Source organism: Mastigocladopsis repens PCC 10914 (assembly GCF_000315565.1).
In the GTDB taxonomy this organism is placed as follows: Bacteria; Cyanobacteriota; Cyanobacteriia; order Cyanobacteriales; family Nostocaceae; genus Mastigocladopsis; species Mastigocladopsis repens.
Map to the genome: position 1 here is coordinate 299306 of NZ_JH992901.1, position 16158 is coordinate 315463.

General features: G+C 43.5%; 18 protein-coding genes. 10 read left to right on the plus strand and 8 right to left on the minus strand.

What is annotated here, in order from left to right:
* The first annotated feature begins 405 nt into the window (after positions 1–405).
* The 6 genes from psbA to MAS10914_RS0103460 all read left to right on the plus strand — a co-directional run bounded on the left by psbA (position 406) and on the right by MAS10914_RS0103460 (position 5885).
* Positions 406–1488: a photosystem II q(b) protein gene (gene psbA / locus MAS10914_RS0103435; protein ID WP_017314503.1), complete on the plus strand. Its 1083-nt coding sequence runs from the start codon at positions 406–408 to the stop codon at positions 1486–1488.
* Positions 1489–1705: 217 nt separating this feature from the next.
* A complete protein-coding gene (gene aroC / locus MAS10914_RS0103445) occupies positions 1706–2794 on the plus strand; it encodes a chorismate synthase (RefSeq protein WP_017314505.1) in 1089 nt (362 codons plus the stop codon).
* 260 nt (positions 2795–3054) lie between these two features.
* Positions 3055–3309, plus strand: a complete 255-nt coding sequence (locus MAS10914_RS0103450; protein WP_017314506.1) for a SemiSWEET transporter — start codon at positions 3055–3057, stop codon at positions 3307–3309.
* 21 nt (positions 3310–3330) lie between these two features.
* Positions 3331–4974 carry a B12-binding domain-containing radical SAM protein gene (locus tag MAS10914_RS0103455; RefSeq protein ID WP_017314507.1) on the plus strand — a complete coding sequence of 548 codons (1644 nt, stop codon included), beginning with the start codon at positions 3331–3333 and terminating at the stop codon, positions 4972–4974.
* A gap of 102 nt (positions 4975–5076) precedes the next feature.
* Positions 5077–5265: a CPXCG motif-containing cysteine-rich protein gene (locus MAS10914_RS32545; protein ID WP_071599792.1), complete on the plus strand. Its 189-nt coding sequence runs from the start codon at positions 5077–5079 to the stop codon at positions 5263–5265.
* 170 nt (positions 5266–5435) lie between these two features.
* Positions 5436–5885 (plus strand): SRPBCC family protein, encoded by a 450-nt coding sequence (locus tag MAS10914_RS0103460; RefSeq protein WP_017314508.1) that lies wholly within the window; start codon positions 5436–5438, stop codon positions 5883–5885.
* Positions 5886–5909: 24 nt separating this feature from the next.
* On the opposite strand, the gene MAS10914_RS0103465 is transcribed toward MAS10914_RS0103460, so the two are convergent.
* A complete protein-coding gene (locus MAS10914_RS0103465; RefSeq protein ID WP_017314509.1) occupies positions 5910–6728 on the minus strand; it encodes an SDR family NAD(P)-dependent oxidoreductase in 819 nt (272 codons plus the stop codon).
* A gap of 336 nt (positions 6729–7064) precedes the next feature.
* Here MAS10914_RS0103465 and MAS10914_RS29505 point away from each other — a divergent pair, with 336 nt between their 5' ends.
* The gene (locus MAS10914_RS29505; protein WP_017314510.1) at positions 7065–7238 is read left to right on the plus strand and encodes a hypothetical protein; all 174 of its coding nucleotides are present in this window, start codon (positions 7065–7067) and stop codon (positions 7236–7238) included.
* 301 nt (positions 7239–7539) lie between these two features.
* Positions 7540–8307: a beta-carotene ketolase CrtW gene (gene crtW, locus MAS10914_RS0103475; protein WP_026082311.1), complete on the plus strand. Its 768-nt coding sequence runs from the start codon at positions 7540–7542 to the stop codon at positions 8305–8307.
* A gap of 107 nt (positions 8308–8414) precedes the next feature.
* On the opposite strand, the gene MAS10914_RS0103480 is transcribed toward crtW, so the two are convergent.
* The 6 genes from MAS10914_RS0103480 to MAS10914_RS0103505 all read right to left on the minus strand — a co-directional run bounded on the left by MAS10914_RS0103480 (position 8415) and on the right by MAS10914_RS0103505 (position 12347).
* On the minus strand, positions 8415–8639 hold the full coding sequence (locus MAS10914_RS0103480; protein ID WP_017314512.1) for a YgiT-type zinc finger protein: 225 nt from the start codon (positions 8637–8639) through the stop codon (positions 8415–8417).
* Entirely contained in the window at positions 8629–8961 is a 333-nt protein-coding gene (locus MAS10914_RS0103485; protein WP_017314513.1) for a DUF4258 domain-containing protein, read from the minus strand. Before MAS10914_RS0103485 ends, MAS10914_RS0103480 begins: the two co-directional genes overlap by 11 nt.
* Positions 8962–9024: 63 nt before the next feature.
* Entirely contained in the window at positions 9025–9705 is a 681-nt protein-coding gene (locus MAS10914_RS0103490; RefSeq protein ID WP_017314514.1) for a hypothetical protein, read from the minus strand.
* Positions 9706–9709: 4 nt separating this feature from the next.
* The gene (locus MAS10914_RS0103495) at positions 9710–10390 is read right to left on the minus strand and encodes a hypothetical protein (protein ID WP_017314515.1); all 681 of its coding nucleotides are present in this window, start codon (positions 10388–10390) and stop codon (positions 9710–9712) included.
* A gap of 106 nt (positions 10391–10496) precedes the next feature.
* Positions 10497–11588: a heat-inducible transcriptional repressor HrcA gene (gene hrcA / locus MAS10914_RS0103500; RefSeq protein ID WP_017314516.1), complete on the minus strand. Its 1092-nt coding sequence runs from the start codon at positions 11586–11588 to the stop codon at positions 10497–10499.
* A 399-nt stretch (positions 11589–11987) separates the two neighbouring features.
* Positions 11988–12347, minus strand: a complete 360-nt coding sequence (locus MAS10914_RS0103505; protein ID WP_017314517.1) for a rhodanese-like domain-containing protein — start codon at positions 12345–12347, stop codon at positions 11988–11990.
* A gap of 211 nt (positions 12348–12558) precedes the next feature.
* Here MAS10914_RS0103505 and MAS10914_RS0103510 point away from each other — a divergent pair, with 211 nt between their 5' ends.
* Entirely contained in the window at positions 12559–14247 is a 1689-nt protein-coding gene (locus MAS10914_RS0103510) for a DUF3352 domain-containing protein (protein WP_017314518.1), read from the plus strand.
* A gap of 223 nt (positions 14248–14470) precedes the next feature.
* Positions 14471–15295: a serine O-acetyltransferase gene (gene cysE / locus MAS10914_RS0103515; RefSeq protein ID WP_017314519.1), complete on the plus strand. Its 825-nt coding sequence runs from the start codon at positions 14471–14473 to the stop codon at positions 15293–15295.
* Positions 15296–15513: 218 nt separating this feature from the next.
* On the opposite strand, the gene MAS10914_RS0103520 is transcribed toward cysE, so the two are convergent.
* Positions 15514–16095 carry an Npun_F5749 family FMN-dependent PPOX-type flavoprotein gene (locus MAS10914_RS0103520; RefSeq protein WP_017314520.1) on the minus strand — a complete coding sequence of 194 codons (582 nt, stop codon included), beginning with the start codon at positions 16093–16095 and terminating at the stop codon, positions 15514–15516.
* Positions 16096–16158: the final 63 nt, after the last annotated feature.

The following is a 16158-nucleotide window of genomic DNA, read 5'->3' on the forward strand; positions in this document are numbered from 1 at the left end:
ATGCAATTTAAATGCGTATTAGCTTAACCTTTGCGATATGTATGTCATCGCAGTGCTTCCAGGGGATGAACAACTCGCTTGCCCAGAGGCTTTCAGAAAAACAGCTACAATTCAGAGCGATCGCTGTTTTGGATGTATATACCGATAGATAAGTATCTGGCTCTCGATATCGAACAAGTCGTGTCAATCTTGCAATTGGATTAACCAAGCCCTTAACAAACGCAGGGTATAAGGGCGCATTGCCTTACGCCTCTACTCATCTACAATATCGATTACCAAAAATATATTTTTCTGAAAAGGCTTTACAAAACGCAATAGAGATATTAAGATATTTACAGAGAGGTAAAGAAACCTACCTCCACATCAGATACATACATAACACTTAAGTAACGCACTCATAAAACAATGACAACCACCTTACAGCGTCGCGAAAGCGCCAACGTATGGGAACGGTTCTGCGAGTGGATCACCAGCACCGAAAACCGCCTATACATCGGTTGGTTCGGCGTACTCATGATCCCCACCCTGCTAGCCGCCACCACCTGCTTCATCATCGCCTTCATCGCAGCTCCCCCCGTTGACATCGACGGTATCCGTGAGCCAGTTGCAGGTTCCTTAATCTACGGAAACAACATCATCTCAGGTGCAGTAGTACCTTCCTCCAACGCCATCGGTTTACACTTCTACCCAATCTGGGAAGCAGCTTCCCTAGATGAGTGGTTGTACAACGGTGGTCCATACCAATTGGTAGTATTCCACTTCCTGATCGGCGTATTCTGCTACCTCGGTCGTGAGTGGGAACTGTCCTACCGCTTAGGTATGCGTCCTTGGATTGCAGTAGCATACTCAGCACCCGTAGCAGCAGCAACCGCAGTCTTCTTGGTCTACCCAATCGGACAAGGTTCCTTCTCTGACGGTATGCCTTTGGGTATCTCCGGAACCTTCAACTTCATGTTAGTGTTCCAAGCAGAGCACAACATCCTAATGCACCCCTTCCACCAACTAGGTGTAGCAGGTGTATTCGGCGGAAGCTTGTTCAGTGCAATGCACGGTTCGTTGGTAACTTCCTCCTTGGTACGTGAAACAACCGAAACCGAATCTCAGAACTACGGTTACAAGTTCGGTCAAGAAGAAGAAACCTACAACATCGTTGCAGCACACGGCTACTTCGGTCGCTTAATCTTCCAATACGCTTCATTCAACAACTCTCGTTCCTTGCACTTCTTCCTAGCTGCATGGCCAGTAGTTGGAATCTGGTTCACCGCACTCGGTGTCAGCACCATGGCGTTCAACCTCAACGGTTTCAACTTCAACTCTAGTGTGATTGACTCTCAGGGTCGTGTGATTGGAACCTGGGCAGACATCCTCAACCGCGCTAACCTGGGTATGGAAGTGATGCACGAGCGTAACGCTCACAACTTCCCTCTGGACTTGGCTGCTGGTGAAGCTGCTCCTGTTGCACTCTCTGCTCCCGCTATCAACGGCTAATTCTAAATATGTAGAGACGCGCCATGGCGCGTCTCTACATTAAAGTAAAAAGCGTCTCCCGAGAGGGGGGCGCTTTTTGGTTTGAGCCGTCCAGTCCATAAAATTCAGCAAGAAAAGTCCAATAAATGAGTCAGTGACAATCATGTCATTTTTCACTTTGTAATGAGAAAATACATCTAGGTAAAACACAGCCGCTTGGCGATACTTCCTCAACATCATGGGCAATACTTTTGGGCATCTGTTTCGCATCACTACTTTCGGCGAGTCCCACGGTGGCGGTGTGGGAGTCGTAATTGATGGTTGTCCTCCGCAACTAGAAATTTCCGCTGAGGAAATTCAAGTAGAACTAGATAGAAGGCGTCCCGGACAAAGTAAGATTACAACACCTCGAAAGGAAACGGACACCTGCGAAATTCTGTCTGGGGTGTTTGAGGGCAAAACGCTGGGAACCCCAATAGCAATCTTGGTGCGGAACAAAGACACTCGCTCCCAAGATTATGATGAGATGGCGCTCAAGTACCGCCCTTCCCACGCGGATGCAACTTATGACGCAAAATATGGTATTCGTAATTGGCAGGGTGGAGGTAGGTCTTCGGCGCGTGAGACTATTGGACGAGTTGCAGCAGGTGCGATCGCCAAAAAAATCCTCCGTCAAGTTGCCAATGTCGAAGTTATTGGTTATGTCAAACGCATCAAAGATTTAGAAGGCGACATTGACCCCAACACCGTTACTTTAGAGCAAGTTGAAAGCAACATCGTCCGCTGTCCGGATGCTGAATGTGCAGAACGGATGATTTCACTAATAGAACAAACTGGTAGACAAGGTAATTCTATCGGTGGCGTGGTGGAATGCGTAGCGCGAAATGTACCGAAAGGTTTGGGTGAACCAGTTTTCGATAAATTGGAAGCAGATATCGCTAAGGGTGTCATGTCCCTCCCAGCTAGCAAAGGCTTTGAAATTGGTTCTGGTTTTGCAGGGACGCTGCTGACTGGTTTTGAGCATAACGACGAGTTTTATACAGATGAAAAAGGAGAAATCCGCACCGTAACCAACCGTTCTGGTGGAATTCAAGGCGGAATTTCCAATGGTGAAGATATCATCTTACGTGTAGCATTTAAGCCAACGGCAACTATTAGAAAAGAGCAGAAGACAGTCACGAATGAGGGTGAAGAAACAACTTTAGCAGGGAAAGGACGCCATGATCCTTGTGTGTTACCGCGTGCAGTGCCAATGGTTGAGTCGATGGTAGCGTTGGTGCTATGCGACCATCTGTTACGGCATCACGGGCAATGTAAGGTGTTGTAATCTATTTATAGACAATTGTTAGGGTGCGTTAGGCTTTGTCGTAACGCACCCTAATTTTAGTAATGAAACTACAGATGTAGGCGTAAGCCGTGCCGTAGACTACATAGATGCACACAGATAAATAACTAGTGTTAATCTGTGTGCATCTGTGGTTCTAAATATCCCTTAATCATACTTTTGCCAGAAGTCTATTGTTGCGTGCAGAAAATTTCATCAGCAATTAAATGAGTCAAATAAGTTCTTAAAAGGGTTGCATCTCAATGGATTTGATTACAATATTAGGATTAGCCGCCGCTACATTAACTACCTTTTCATTTTTGCCACAAATGATAAAAACATGGCAAACGAAATCAGCCAAAGATGTTTCCTTGGTTATGCTAATTACCTTCAATACAGGTATATTTTTGTGGTTAATTTATGGAATTTCTCTAAAAGCTTTGCCGATTATTCTTGCTAACGGTGTGACATTTGTTTTTAACCTCATAATTCTATGGCTTAAAATTAAATATAGATAACTATGTAATCAACAAACACCTGTGACATCTTTATTTACTGCTGAACGCCTTTTATTTACCCCTGCTACCCCTGACACCGATGCTATCCCCACCATCTTTGCCTTTCCTAATGAGTACAGCGTGGGTATTACTAGCCTTGGCTATCAGGTGGTATGGGCAACTTTGGCAATGCGTTCTGATGTACAGGTAAGGCGTTTGTTCACTGATACTCACGAACAACTTCCTAGAAAGCCGGAATTACTGGGTTTTTCCTTGTCGTGGGAACTGGATTATGTCAATATATTAAACCTGCTGGAATCTTTAGAAATTCCCATCAGAACAAATGCCAGAGATGATAATCATCCCATAGTTTTTGGTGGTGGTTCCGTACTCACAGCCAACCCCGAACCTTTCGCGGATTTCTTTGATGTCATTTTGCTGGGGGATGGGGAAATTTTACTGGGGAATTTTATTGAAGCTTACAAAGAAGTTAGAAACGCTGATAGACAAACCCAACTCAAAGCATTAGCACAAGTCAGGGGTGTTTACGTCCCCAGTTTGTATGAGGTGGAATATCTTGCATCAGATGGCGCTGTAAAGTCAATTCAACCGATTTCACCAGACATTCCCGCAGAGGTACACAAGCAAACTTACCGGGGAAATGTCCTCTCAGCATCAACGGTGGTGACAGAAAAAGCGGCTTGGGAAAATATTTATATGGTGGAAGTGGTAAGAAGTTGCCCAGAAATGTGCCGCTTCTGTCTGGCTAGTTATCTCACACTACCTTTTAGAACCGCCAGTTTTGAAGAATCCCTCATTCCAGCGATTGAAAAAGGATTATCAGCCACAAATCGCTTAGGATTATTGGGAGCTTCAGTAACTCAGCATCCGGAGTTTGAAGCTTTGCTAGATTATATCAGTCAACCAAAGTACGATGATGTACGTCTTAGCATTGCCTCGGTACGAACAAACACCGTTACGGTGCAGTTGGCGCAGACTTTAGCAAAACGAGATACGAAATCGCTAACTATTGCCGTAGAAAGTGGTTCGGAAAAATTACGACAAATCATTAACAAAAAGTTGCACAATGACGAAATTATCCAAGCAGCAGTCAATGCTAAAGCTGGTGGATTATCTAGTTTGAAACTCTACGGAATGGTAGGAATTCCCGGTGAGGAACCAGAGGATTTAGATGCAACCGTGGCAATGATGCGTGATGTTAAAAAAGCTGCTCCTGGGCTGCGCTTAACACTAGGGTGTAGCACCTTTGTTCCCAAAGCACACACACCTTTTCAGTGGTTTGGAGTGAATTCACAAGCAGAAAAGCGGTTGCAGTTTTTACAAAAAAAACTCAAGCCTCAAGGCATCGACTTTCGCCCAGAAAGTTACAATTGGTCAATCATTCAAACCTTGTTATCGAGAGGCGATCGCAGAGTTTCCCAGCTTTTGAAACTTACCCGCGATTTTGGTGATTCCTTGGGTAGCTACAAACGTGCTTTCAAACAACTCAAGGGACAAATCCCCGACTTAGATTTTTACGTTCATGCTAATTGGTCAACAGACCAAGTCTTACCCTGGAATCATTTGCAAGGACCCTTACCGCAGTCTACACTACTAAAGCATTTGGCTGATGCCACCAGTCATTTCAACTCGCCCCAAAAACAGTTACAACCATTAAACTCATAGCCGAAAACTTAATTTTTTGAACACAGAGGAACGCAAAATTAAATTCTTCCTCTGTGTTCTCTGCGTCTCTATAATTCGATATTATTAGGATAATGACTGTATATGCAAACAACAACTGAATATTACTGCGCCTATTGTGGCGAACCGAATATAACCTTCGTTGATTTAAGTGCGGGTGGACAGCAATCTTACGTAGAAGATTGTCAAGTTTGCTGTCGTCCTAATACTCTCTACGTTCGGATAGATGAAGATACTCTTGATATAGAGATAGATACCGAATATGAAGAATAAACTTTTCTACTGATTTTAAATTTAATATTTTTTAGTAATAGGTCATTGAGACTGGTTAATGGATAGTAGTTAGTAGTTAGTGGTTATTTGAAAATTCATTAACAACTACCAACTAACAACTACCGACTATCAACTATCAATTACCACTTGCAAAATCGAAAATTGTTAAAATGCTGCACTTCAAATATTCTTCAGTGATTAATGCACCAGTGGAAGTCGTTTGGAAATTTCACGAAAGATTAGATGTTTTGCAATTACTTACCCCACCTTGGCAACCAGTTCAAGTCCTCCGGCGGGAGGGAGGACTGGGCAAGGGGGCTATCACTGAGTTTCGTCTTTTCCTCGGGCCATTGCCTTTGCGCTGGTTAGCACGTCACACAGAATACGAAGAATATCGCCTGTTTTGCGACGAACAAATTTCTGGACCTTTTGATTCTTGGGTACACCGACATCTGTTTGAACCGGAAAATGGCAAAACCAGATTGACAGATGATGTTTCCTTTTCTATGCCAGGTGGACAACCTGTAGAATTTGCCAGTGGTTGGCTTGTACAAGTGCAGCTAGAAGCAATGTTTCGCTACCGCCACCACGTCACAAAACGGGAGTGCGAGTCAAGTTAAGTCAATTATTTCCATATCCAGCTTTTATTTATCTTTATTTTTCAAGCCTTGGCGAGAAACCCACTGAAGCAAACCAGGAAACAACCGATAAAAGCCCTGGGAAACATTCGCCGAACCTACCATGACCTCAGATTTTTGATTCTTGACTGCATCCCAGATGGCATTTGCCACATCCTCAGGCTTTTCCACCATAGGAACTTTCAGCACAGTGTTGAGCTGATCACGACGGATTTGAGCATCGTGCTCATCACTACCCCGAAAAACTGCCCGTTCCATCAAACTACTCTTGATTAAATTTGGATAAATGCCGCAAACATGAATACCTTTAGGCTGTAATTCCGCGTGTAGCGATTCTGTTAATCCTGTAACAGCAAACTTACTGGTGCAATAAACCACGACATAGGGGGTAGGGACTTTGCCGCCAATGGAACTGAGATTCACAATCGTTCCAGATTTCCGCTGCAAGAAATGAGGCAAAAGAGCATGAATTGTGTGGATATATCCCCATAAGTTCAGGTCTATCACTTGATGCCAATCGTTGAGCGAGAACCCGTCCACTGGTCCCTCTGCGAAAACACCTGCATTGTTAATCAGTACGTCAATATAGCCGTAATGATCCAAAGCCTTTTCCACCAGTGAGTTCACCTGCGATGGGTCTGTGACATCACAAGAAATCGTCAATGGCGCTGGACGACCAAGGCTTTGCACCTCCTGGGCGACGCTTTCCAAGCGGTCAAGGTGACGAGCAGTCAGTACCAGGTCATATCCTTTGCGGGCAAACAGAAGAGATGTTGCTTTCCCAATGCCTTGGGAAGCACCTGTAATGAGTACTGTAGGAGCCATATTCTTCAGTTAAAAACTTGATTTACTGTCTATTAGTTTGGGCAACAAAATTTAGGAAACCTTCTGACTTGCGTTAGATTTTCAATTTATAAATTCTCTTGGTATAGCTGATTACCACTTGCCTACAAAAAAAATCCTTTATTTGATCACCTCGTCAAACGTCCATTAACCTTTTGTGCTACAAATCTTTACATTAACCACTCAAAATCTCATCCTTTCGGCTAGTTGATGCTTTGGCACTACAGACAGATTGCGCTGACTAGGTAGATCACTACTATAAAGAGTGTACAAATACTTAAGGAAACTTAACAATGACAAAGGGGCCTTTTCCTACGGATGCAACTGAAAAGGCATATAACGGCAGCGAATCGCAATGCGGTTAAGTTTGGGTTTACTCCACAGTCCGAACTTTGGCAGGGTCGTTTAGCAATGATTGGTTTTATCGCTTACCTACTTTGGGATCTCAACGGCTACAGTGTTGTGCGCGACGTACTCAACCTGACTCACTAGTTTTGAAAGAACCCAGAACTCAGGAGTCAGAAACTAAAATTCTGGGTTCTGGGTTGTGAACTCTTCTCAAGAATTTTACCTACATCGCGTTTATACCAGCCAACCTTCAGACAAAAAAAGTTTTCGGTATGGCAGTTATGTATGTAATTATTAAAATAAATTAATATTTCTACATAATCCTAGTCTGGTGTTGCCTAACAGACAGCACTAATCGCTGATGGAATTGTTCTGTTAAGTGATTAGTGTACTTTGTCATTCGCTTATTTTTGTGAATTTTCACCTAAAACGGAGTAAAACCTTGATTCAACAATTAGAAAAACCGACCACTCATCAACTAAAACTTCCGAGTGAATCTACCACAGGACTGGTCATTGCTATTGTCATTATTGCAACTTGGGCAACTAGCTTAATTTTATTACTCTCAGTAGATATATCTAACTTTAATGTCTTGACTTTATTACTTGCTGTACTTTGGCAGACATTTCTCTACACCGGGTTATTCATTACGGCTCATGATGCCATGCATGGAGTTGTGTTTCCTGCCAACAGTAAAATTAATCATTTTATTGGTTCAATGTGTTTGATACTTTATGGCTGTTTATCTTATGAAAAACTTTTAAAAAAGCATTGGGTGCATCATCATAATCCTGCTAGTGAAAAAGACCCCGACTTTCACGACGGTACACATAAAAATTTCTTTACTTGGTATTTTCATTTTATGAAGGGTTACTGGAGTTGGGCACAGATCATCATCTTAATAATTATCTATAACTGTGCCCATCACATACTCCATATGCCTGAGGCAAATCTCACTGACTTTTGGGCAATACCCTCGCTTTTGAGTTCATTACAATTATTTTATTTTGGCACTTTCCTGCCTCATCGAGAGCCAGAAGACGGTTATAGTGAACCTCACCGCTCCCAAACTATCTCACGTCCGGTGTGGTGGTCATTTATCAGCTGCTATCACTTTGGTTATCACGAAGAACATCACGAGTATCCTCATGTTTCTTGGTGGCAACTGCCAGAGATTTATATGTTGGAGCGGTCAATAATTAACAATAATTAATACCAATTTGAAAAAAGAATGCAACACATCGGTTAAACCCCACCCGCCTGATCGGGCGGGTGGGGTTATCTGTCGCAAACATTTTTTAAATTGGTATAAGGCTTGTCTCACGCAGCGTAGTTATATACAGGAGTTTCAATCACACGGTCTGGACTTTTCCCGTTCAAAATAATCTGCTGCAAACACTCCACTGTTGATGGAGAGAAAAACTGCTCTCCTGTTTCCTCATGCACGCGAGCAGGCACATTCTCAATTAAGAAGAATTTGCCATTCAGTTCTAGTGTGTAGGTCACTCGTTTCTCAACGAGTGTTTCTTGCCAATTACCCGTCATTATTGTTGCTCCTCCTGTTCGTGAAGTCGTCGTTCCATTGCTTAGGATCAGGTTCGTATATTGTGATGATTTTGATTAACGCTCGAGTGGGATAGCTGCATTGAATATGAACTGGTCGTTCAGCTTCCGTCAAGCCACAGATGAGACAACTTGGACCATACTTGTCCTTCGGATAGTCGTCGATAACCTGTCCGTTAGCAATCGCTTCCTTAATTTCTCGGACTCGAATCTGACGCAAAATAGACTGGTCAACAGCATGCTTGGAGAACTCAAACTCTTCGCTTGCAACTTTACGACGAATTTCTTCGATCAATAGTGTCATGGAACTATTTTACTGGCGAGTGCTGTTGGTTGCACCCCAGTATTAACTACACCCCAGAACTTATCACGCCCTACTGCTGCCAAAAGATGTTGGTGTTTGTTGAGCAACATTTTCCAGTATCGCTGGACGCAGGCAAAGATACACAAGTGGACCGAAAAGTGGGACAAGCGCGGTTATCCAAAACATCTGAGGATTATTCCAACCTCGTCGCGCCATATCATCCCCAAGGACAGTTGGGAAGAGTAGGCAAAACAGGCAAAATGCTAAACTCATGCCATTCATAAAGCGATCGCTCTGAAACTGCTGCCAAAAACCTATCCAATCCCCAAGAAAAGCATAACCAATCAAACCAAGGGTGCTTAAACTGACGGTAACACTGAAAAAGCGAGAATCTAACACCTGTAAAAAAGCATCCTTGCGCCCAGAAAATTGTTGATTCGATTCCCTCAAAGCCAAATAAGGTATAAGACCAAGCGTACCCGAAGCGACTGACGCTATAGCAAAGGGCCAGAAAGGAATCCACTGCATCCTACCATCAAAGAACAGAACCCCACTGTAAATGAACAGCCACATACCAATTAGGGAGAATAGAGAGAGGATCACTGGATTTATATCTACCCAATTCAAAGTGAAGATATTTTTCAGCAGTGTCAGAGTTTCTTCTAAGTGCAGTGGAGGAGCAAAGAACAAAAGGTAGATGATAAATCCAGCCCACAATAACCAAAGAGCTATTTTTCTATTCATAATCTTAATTCTCAGCGGGTTGTTGCTGAGTTGGTATTATCTCTCCACTTGTTTCTCGTAAAGGTGGACGCATACATAAATACATCAACGGACCAAATAGCGGTATGAATGCTATTAACCAGAACAACTGAGGATTATTCATATTTCGCCGCGCCATATCATCTCCTAACAAAGCTGGAAACAATAGGCAAAGTAGGCAAAAATCTAAGCTCATCACATGGATAAAGCGGCTTGTTTGCCATTGCTGAATAAAGTCTCCCCAATTTCCTTGCCCTACACCATAGGAAACTATAATAGCTGTACCTACAGCCAGAGCGATACCCGTTAAGCGAGAATCAAGAAGCGCCAAAAGAGCATTCTTTTTGCCAGCAAACTTTTGACTTGGTTCCCTAAGGGCTAAGTAGGGTAGTAAAGCAAAAGCCCCAACTGCAAAAGAAGCTGAAGCAAACAGCCAAGCCGGAATTTTTTGCCCTCTACCATCAAAAAATATTAGGCAACTGTAGATAACAGGCCAGATGCCCATAATATTAAAGAGTGCCACCACTAAGGGGTTAATCCCTTGCCAGTTACCAGTGGAAAGATTTTTAATTAACTCGAATGTCTCTGGCTGATTAGGAGGGGCAAAGAAAAAGGCATAGGTACTAAATCCTAGCCACAGCATCCCAAAGGCAATTTTTCTGACCATGATTCAAGCTGGTTCTTACCAATTCACCAATTGTGCCGCTACAAGTTGCATCATTGATATGCTGTTATTTTATAGGTTTGAGAGCGCCCAAATTCATAAATCCGTACTAGGGATTGAAATAACTGAAAGCTTCCGACAGGTAATCAGCAGCAGCAGCCACGACTGCGATCGCACCTTCATAATCTAGGCGCGTTGGTCCCAAAACTCCCACACTACCCAGTGACACAGAACCTCGACGATAAGTGGAAGAAATCAACGAGCAAGTGCGTATCGGTTCTAGAGGATTTTCTGCACCAATACGAACCGTGACTCGTGGTTTACCCACTTCCTCCGCCTCCGGTTGTTCTTCAAATATTAACCGCCACAGCTGGTCTTGTTCTTCTTCCAACAGGTGGATCAGCATTTGTACTTGCTGTAATTGAGAAAACTCTGGCTGACGCAAAACTTCAGCAACACCGCGAACCATAATTTGTGTCGCAGATGGAGTCAGAGTGCGATGGGCGAGTTCCGCAAGTGAGGTTTTCAAGAATTCCCCATATATTTGAAACTCTCGGTCTAATTGACTCCATTTCAGGTTGGCTAATTCAGTGATGCTTCGCCCCCGTAAATGACTATTTAAAAAGTTAGATACAATCTGTAACTCACGGTCGATGACATCTGCATCTGCTTGTGTATCTTCCTGAGTTGGCGGTAAATCCATCACTGCTGAATGTGTCTCATATCCATCCGTCACCACAATCAGCATGACCCGTCCCGTTTCTATTTGCACCAGTTGTAAATGTCTCAACACTGCTGTTGCAGTTTGGGGCATGGTAATCAAGGTAATGCAACCACTTAAGGTTGCTAGGATATGCGCCGCTCCTTGCAGTAGAGCTTCCAAACTCCAATCCTCCCACTTGAGGCGGTTTTGTAGTGCTAGTTCTACCTCTCGTGCTAAAGTTTCAGATGGTGTAATTAACTGGTCAACATAGATGCGGTAGCCAGAGTCGGAAGGTATGCGTCCGGCAGAGGTGTGAGGTTGATAGAGTAACCCAGATTTTTCCAACACGCCCATTACATTACGAATTGTTGCTGAGCTAACACCAAGGTTGTACTCCTCAACAAGAGCTTTAGAACCAACAGGTTCTGCTGTGGCTATATAATGACGTATCGTTGCCCAAAGTATATGCTGTTGACGATTTGTTAACTGGACTTGCATAAGGAATTTTTTACTAAAGCCGAATTTTAAGCAAAGCTTGCAAAAATTTGTGGAGATAACTGTGAAAAGGATTAATAATAGTAAAGCAAGATAGCAAGCTGTTGGCTTCTACAGGAATACGTAAATAGAAGTCAACAAGAGTAAAGATTGCAGTACTGCCCTAGAAGAAAGAGCCTTTTAATACAGCGCAACTCTGTTGAAAAAGCTTGTGGATTTTAAGTAAAATAGCCCCCTACTTATGCATAATTCCATATGATTCTTGAAGTCGCTGTATTTCAAGTTACTAATTTCCTAACAGCTAAACAATATGCTTAGGTAGAGTGCCAATGTTTTTTGTGCTCAGGATACTTAGGCTTGCAATCCCAAACTCAAAGCAGGTCCGTTGGTGCAAAACACAAGCTAATACTGAGGAATCGAAGGGTCAACCAACGTTGAATAGGCATCAATTCCACCAGCAATGTTTTTCACATTTGTAAATCCTTGAATCATTAACCACTGACACATCTGAGCAGAACGAATGCCATGATGACACAGGACAAGGGTTTCAGCCTGAGGATTTAAGCGAGTGTTGACTTGATCTGCCCAGTCAGGAAATTGACTTAAGGGAAGATTGACAAAGCCATCAAGGTGGGCGATCGCCAACTCTTGGGGTTCGCGTACGTCTACTAGCTGAAGACTTGAATCACCTGAAGACAGGCGTTGTGCCAGTTCCTCTACGCTAATTTGGGTGATGGATTGTTCGGAAGGTTTGCCTACCATGAAGTTTTGATAAAAATCCTATACTATATTATATTGGCAGAAAATCTTCCTTCTTTGGAATGGGTAAGCACATAAGTGCTTTGATTAAGCTTAGATAGGTTTCTGCGTAAGTTTCAGTACTAAACTAATTTCTAGTAACACAACTGCCTTCGATATTCAATCAGGCGGTTGATTATTTGTGTTTGCGCCCCTAGCGGTATGTGTAAAAATTATGACGCAACGCTCATTTTTCAAAGTCTTAGCAGCGAGTATCATCATGCTGCTGTTGATTGGTACCACTGGTTGTAACGGGTTGTTCGCTAAAAGTTCGCTGACCCGCATCGTCCCTACTGGACAGTCAGATGCTGCCATATTCGTGTCTAAACAAGCACCAGTCATGGTGTCAATGCTAGTCAATCCAGACCGCTTGCAAGCGTTTGAGCGTGATGGGGAACTGTCAAAATTAAAAACAAGTTTACTAGCGAATACAGGTATAGATTACCAACAGGACATTAAACCTTGGCTAGGAAACGAAATGACACTGGCTGTCACAAGCTTAGACATTGACCACGACTCCGAAAACGGACAACAGCCAGGATATCTGATGGCACTAGCAACCACTCAACCGGAGAAAAGCCGCGAGTTTGTAGAGTTGTTGTTCTCCAAACGGGCATTGGCTGGAGCAAACTTATCTACCGAACAGTACAAAGGCGTCAAGCTCATATATGATAATCAGATCCCTTCAACGTCCTTAGAGAAGGAAGGAGTCAAAAAGCAAAATAGTCTTGCTGGTGCATCTGTAGGCAAGAGCTTTGTATTATTTGCTAATGATCCAAAAGTCCTGCGAGAGGCAATTAATAACGTACAAGCGACTGATCTTAATTTGACCAGTTCCAGCAAATACCAACAAGCCGCCAAACAACTGCCCAAAGAAGCACTGGCTGTTGCTTTCCTGAATCTCCCCACAGTGGCAAAATGGCAGAGGCTCAAACCTGAAGTCCAAACCTATGACAACCAAATTATTTCCCTAGTATCAAACCCCAAAGGATTGCTCGCGCAAACAGCTTTCCTGGCGAAAGAAGAAACTTCACCCCCATCTGCACAACTGTCTAAACCTGTGGGTGCGTTGCAGTATATCCCTGCTTCAGCAAGTTTGGCAGTGGCAGGGTCGAATTTGAGCGGTTTGGGTGACAGTGATTTAGCCCAACTCTGGGAACAAGTGACAGCAGCCCTATCTGCTTCCACAGAAGATGTCACTTCTAGATTGCTACCACCCTTGGTAAGTGTTCAAAAACGTTGGGGCATAAACTGGAAAGAGGATATTTTCAACTGGGTGCAAGGAGAATACGCCATAGGATTGTTACCCCGTGGGGAGCAAACAACTCCCGAGTGGATTTTTGTGGTCCAAAAATCAGAAGGGACACCAGCAGCAATCTCTCGTTTGGATAAACTCGCCTCATCAGGAGGACTCTCGCTGAATTCCTTTAACCTGGATGAGCAACAAATCTCCGCTTGGACACAGTTAAGCGCTGCTCTCAATAAATCTACTGCAACAACAGACCGAGAATCATTCGCAATCCAGGCAAAGGTTTTAGGGGCGCGTGCTGATGTAGGGAATTACGAGATTTTCGCATCCTCTATTGAGGCAATAGATGCAGCTTTGACAGCCAAGGAGAACTCCTTAATCAACAATCGTAATTTCCAAGATAGTATCGCTGCTATCCCTCAACCTAATCAAGGCTATGTGTATATCGACTGGGCAAAGAGTCAAGACATTTTAGAGCGTCAACTACCAATTCTTAAGTTTGTGGAAATCCTGGGCAAGCCGTTTTTCCAAAACCTGCGATCGCTCACAGTTAGTAGTTATGGGAGCGACACGGGATTACTCAAAGGCGGCGTGTTTTTCCAATTCAATAGCTAGTTCAATTCCGAAATTTCCACAAACAAAGCTGTAGCTGTTCATGGTACAGGGAGTACAGAGGATGCAGGGGAATGAAGAGGTTTCCTCTTGTTCCCCTGCTTTCTTATGTTTCTGTCGCTTGAAACTCAAAAGAAAAAAGCTTGGGATTTTGAACAATTATGCATGGCACATAGGACGCTAAGATAGAGTTTGACTTGATTGGCAAAACTAGGGTACTAGAAGCGTGCTATCTACACTCATTGCTGACTTCCGCATCATCTTTGAACGCGATCCTGCTGCTCGTAACTGGTTGGAAGTATTGTTTTGCTATCCCGGTTTGCAAGCTCTACTCTTACACAGGCTAGCTCATTGGCTGTATAGCATTGGTCTTCCCTTTATCCCCCGCTTAATTTCCCACATCGCTCGATTTTTGACCGGAATTGAAATCCATCCTGGTGCAGTGATTGGACATGGTGTTTTTATTGACCACGGAATGGGTGTGGTGATTGGGGAAACGGCGATTGTAGGAGATTATACTCTGATTTATCAAGGTGTCACCCTTGGCGGTACAGGTAAAGAATGTGGCAAGCGCCATCCTACTGTGGGCGAGAATGTTGTCGTCGGCGCTGGAGCGAAGGTATTAGGTAACATCCAAATTGGTAAAAATGTCCGTATTGGTGCTGGGTCAGTTGTATTGCGGGATGTACCAGCTGACTGTACCGTGGTTGGCGTTCCAGGTCGAATTATCTATCGCTCTGGCGTTCGAGTTAACCCACTAGAACACGGAAGTTTACCAGATGCTGAAGCCCAAGTGATACGTGCTTTGGTAGACCGCCTTGAGCAACTCGAACAACAAATTCAACAGTTGCAACAAGTACAACAAGTACAACAAGTACAACAAGTACAACAAGTACAACAAAAAGTTTCAGTTCCTTCCATTAACCCAGTGCAAACACCTCACGCCTCAAATTATCAAATTTCAACTGATGACGTATGTTTGAGCGATCATACTTGTTGCCGCTTAGAAAATAGAATAATAGAAGAGTTTCTGGATGGAGCTGGGATTTAACTCCTAACACTGCTAATTTCTAATTACTAATAGCTAATCGTTAAACTGATTGGATAGTTCTGCTTGCCCAATCTTCGTTCGATGAGCAGCCAGAGGGTGAAATGTTCCAAATTAGATTTATAGAGATTTTTAATCAATGAAATACACCCAACTGGAAGAGTTTATTGGGCTGCTCAATTTTAACAAGACAGTGGAGATTTTTCTCAAATTTGGGTCATTCAGGGATTAACCTCAGTAGTAGACCAACCCTGAGACTGCTCCCAATGATAACACCAACGATTTTGGGGTTCGCCCCGCAATTCTAGATGATCTACCTGAATGGGATCAAGTAATAATAGGCAAAAGTTAGGTGAGGGACTAGCGGGATCACTAAGAGGTGGAGAAAAAGCTTCTTGGTTAGCTCTAGGTTTACCAGGATGGGGCCAAGCGAATTGTAAACGAGCATTATCTGAAAGGTCTTGCCACGTTGACTGACGGGCTGTTTGCAGTTGCGGATCAGGATGATTGGCATCAATGAGAGTTAATTCTCCGGCAATGCGGAATTGTTCGCGAGTGATGGTAAAATACCAGCAAACTTCTGCCCAACGTTGATGGAGTATTTGAGCGAATTTTTGGCTGCGCGTATCTGTAATGATTTTAAGCAGATTGGTATCGCCTAAAAATCCCCGAAAGACAACAGTACGATTAGCAGGGCGTCCGTCAGCTTGGACAGTTGCCAGTTGAAAGTAGCGCGAGTATGGTTGGCTACGGTTACGATGAAGGGCATGGGCGAGGGGAGAACGCCAAGGGGCAACAGACATAGGAAAACGTTACTACAATAAGTGCAGCCCTACACGTAGCGCAAATCTCACAATTTTTCAATC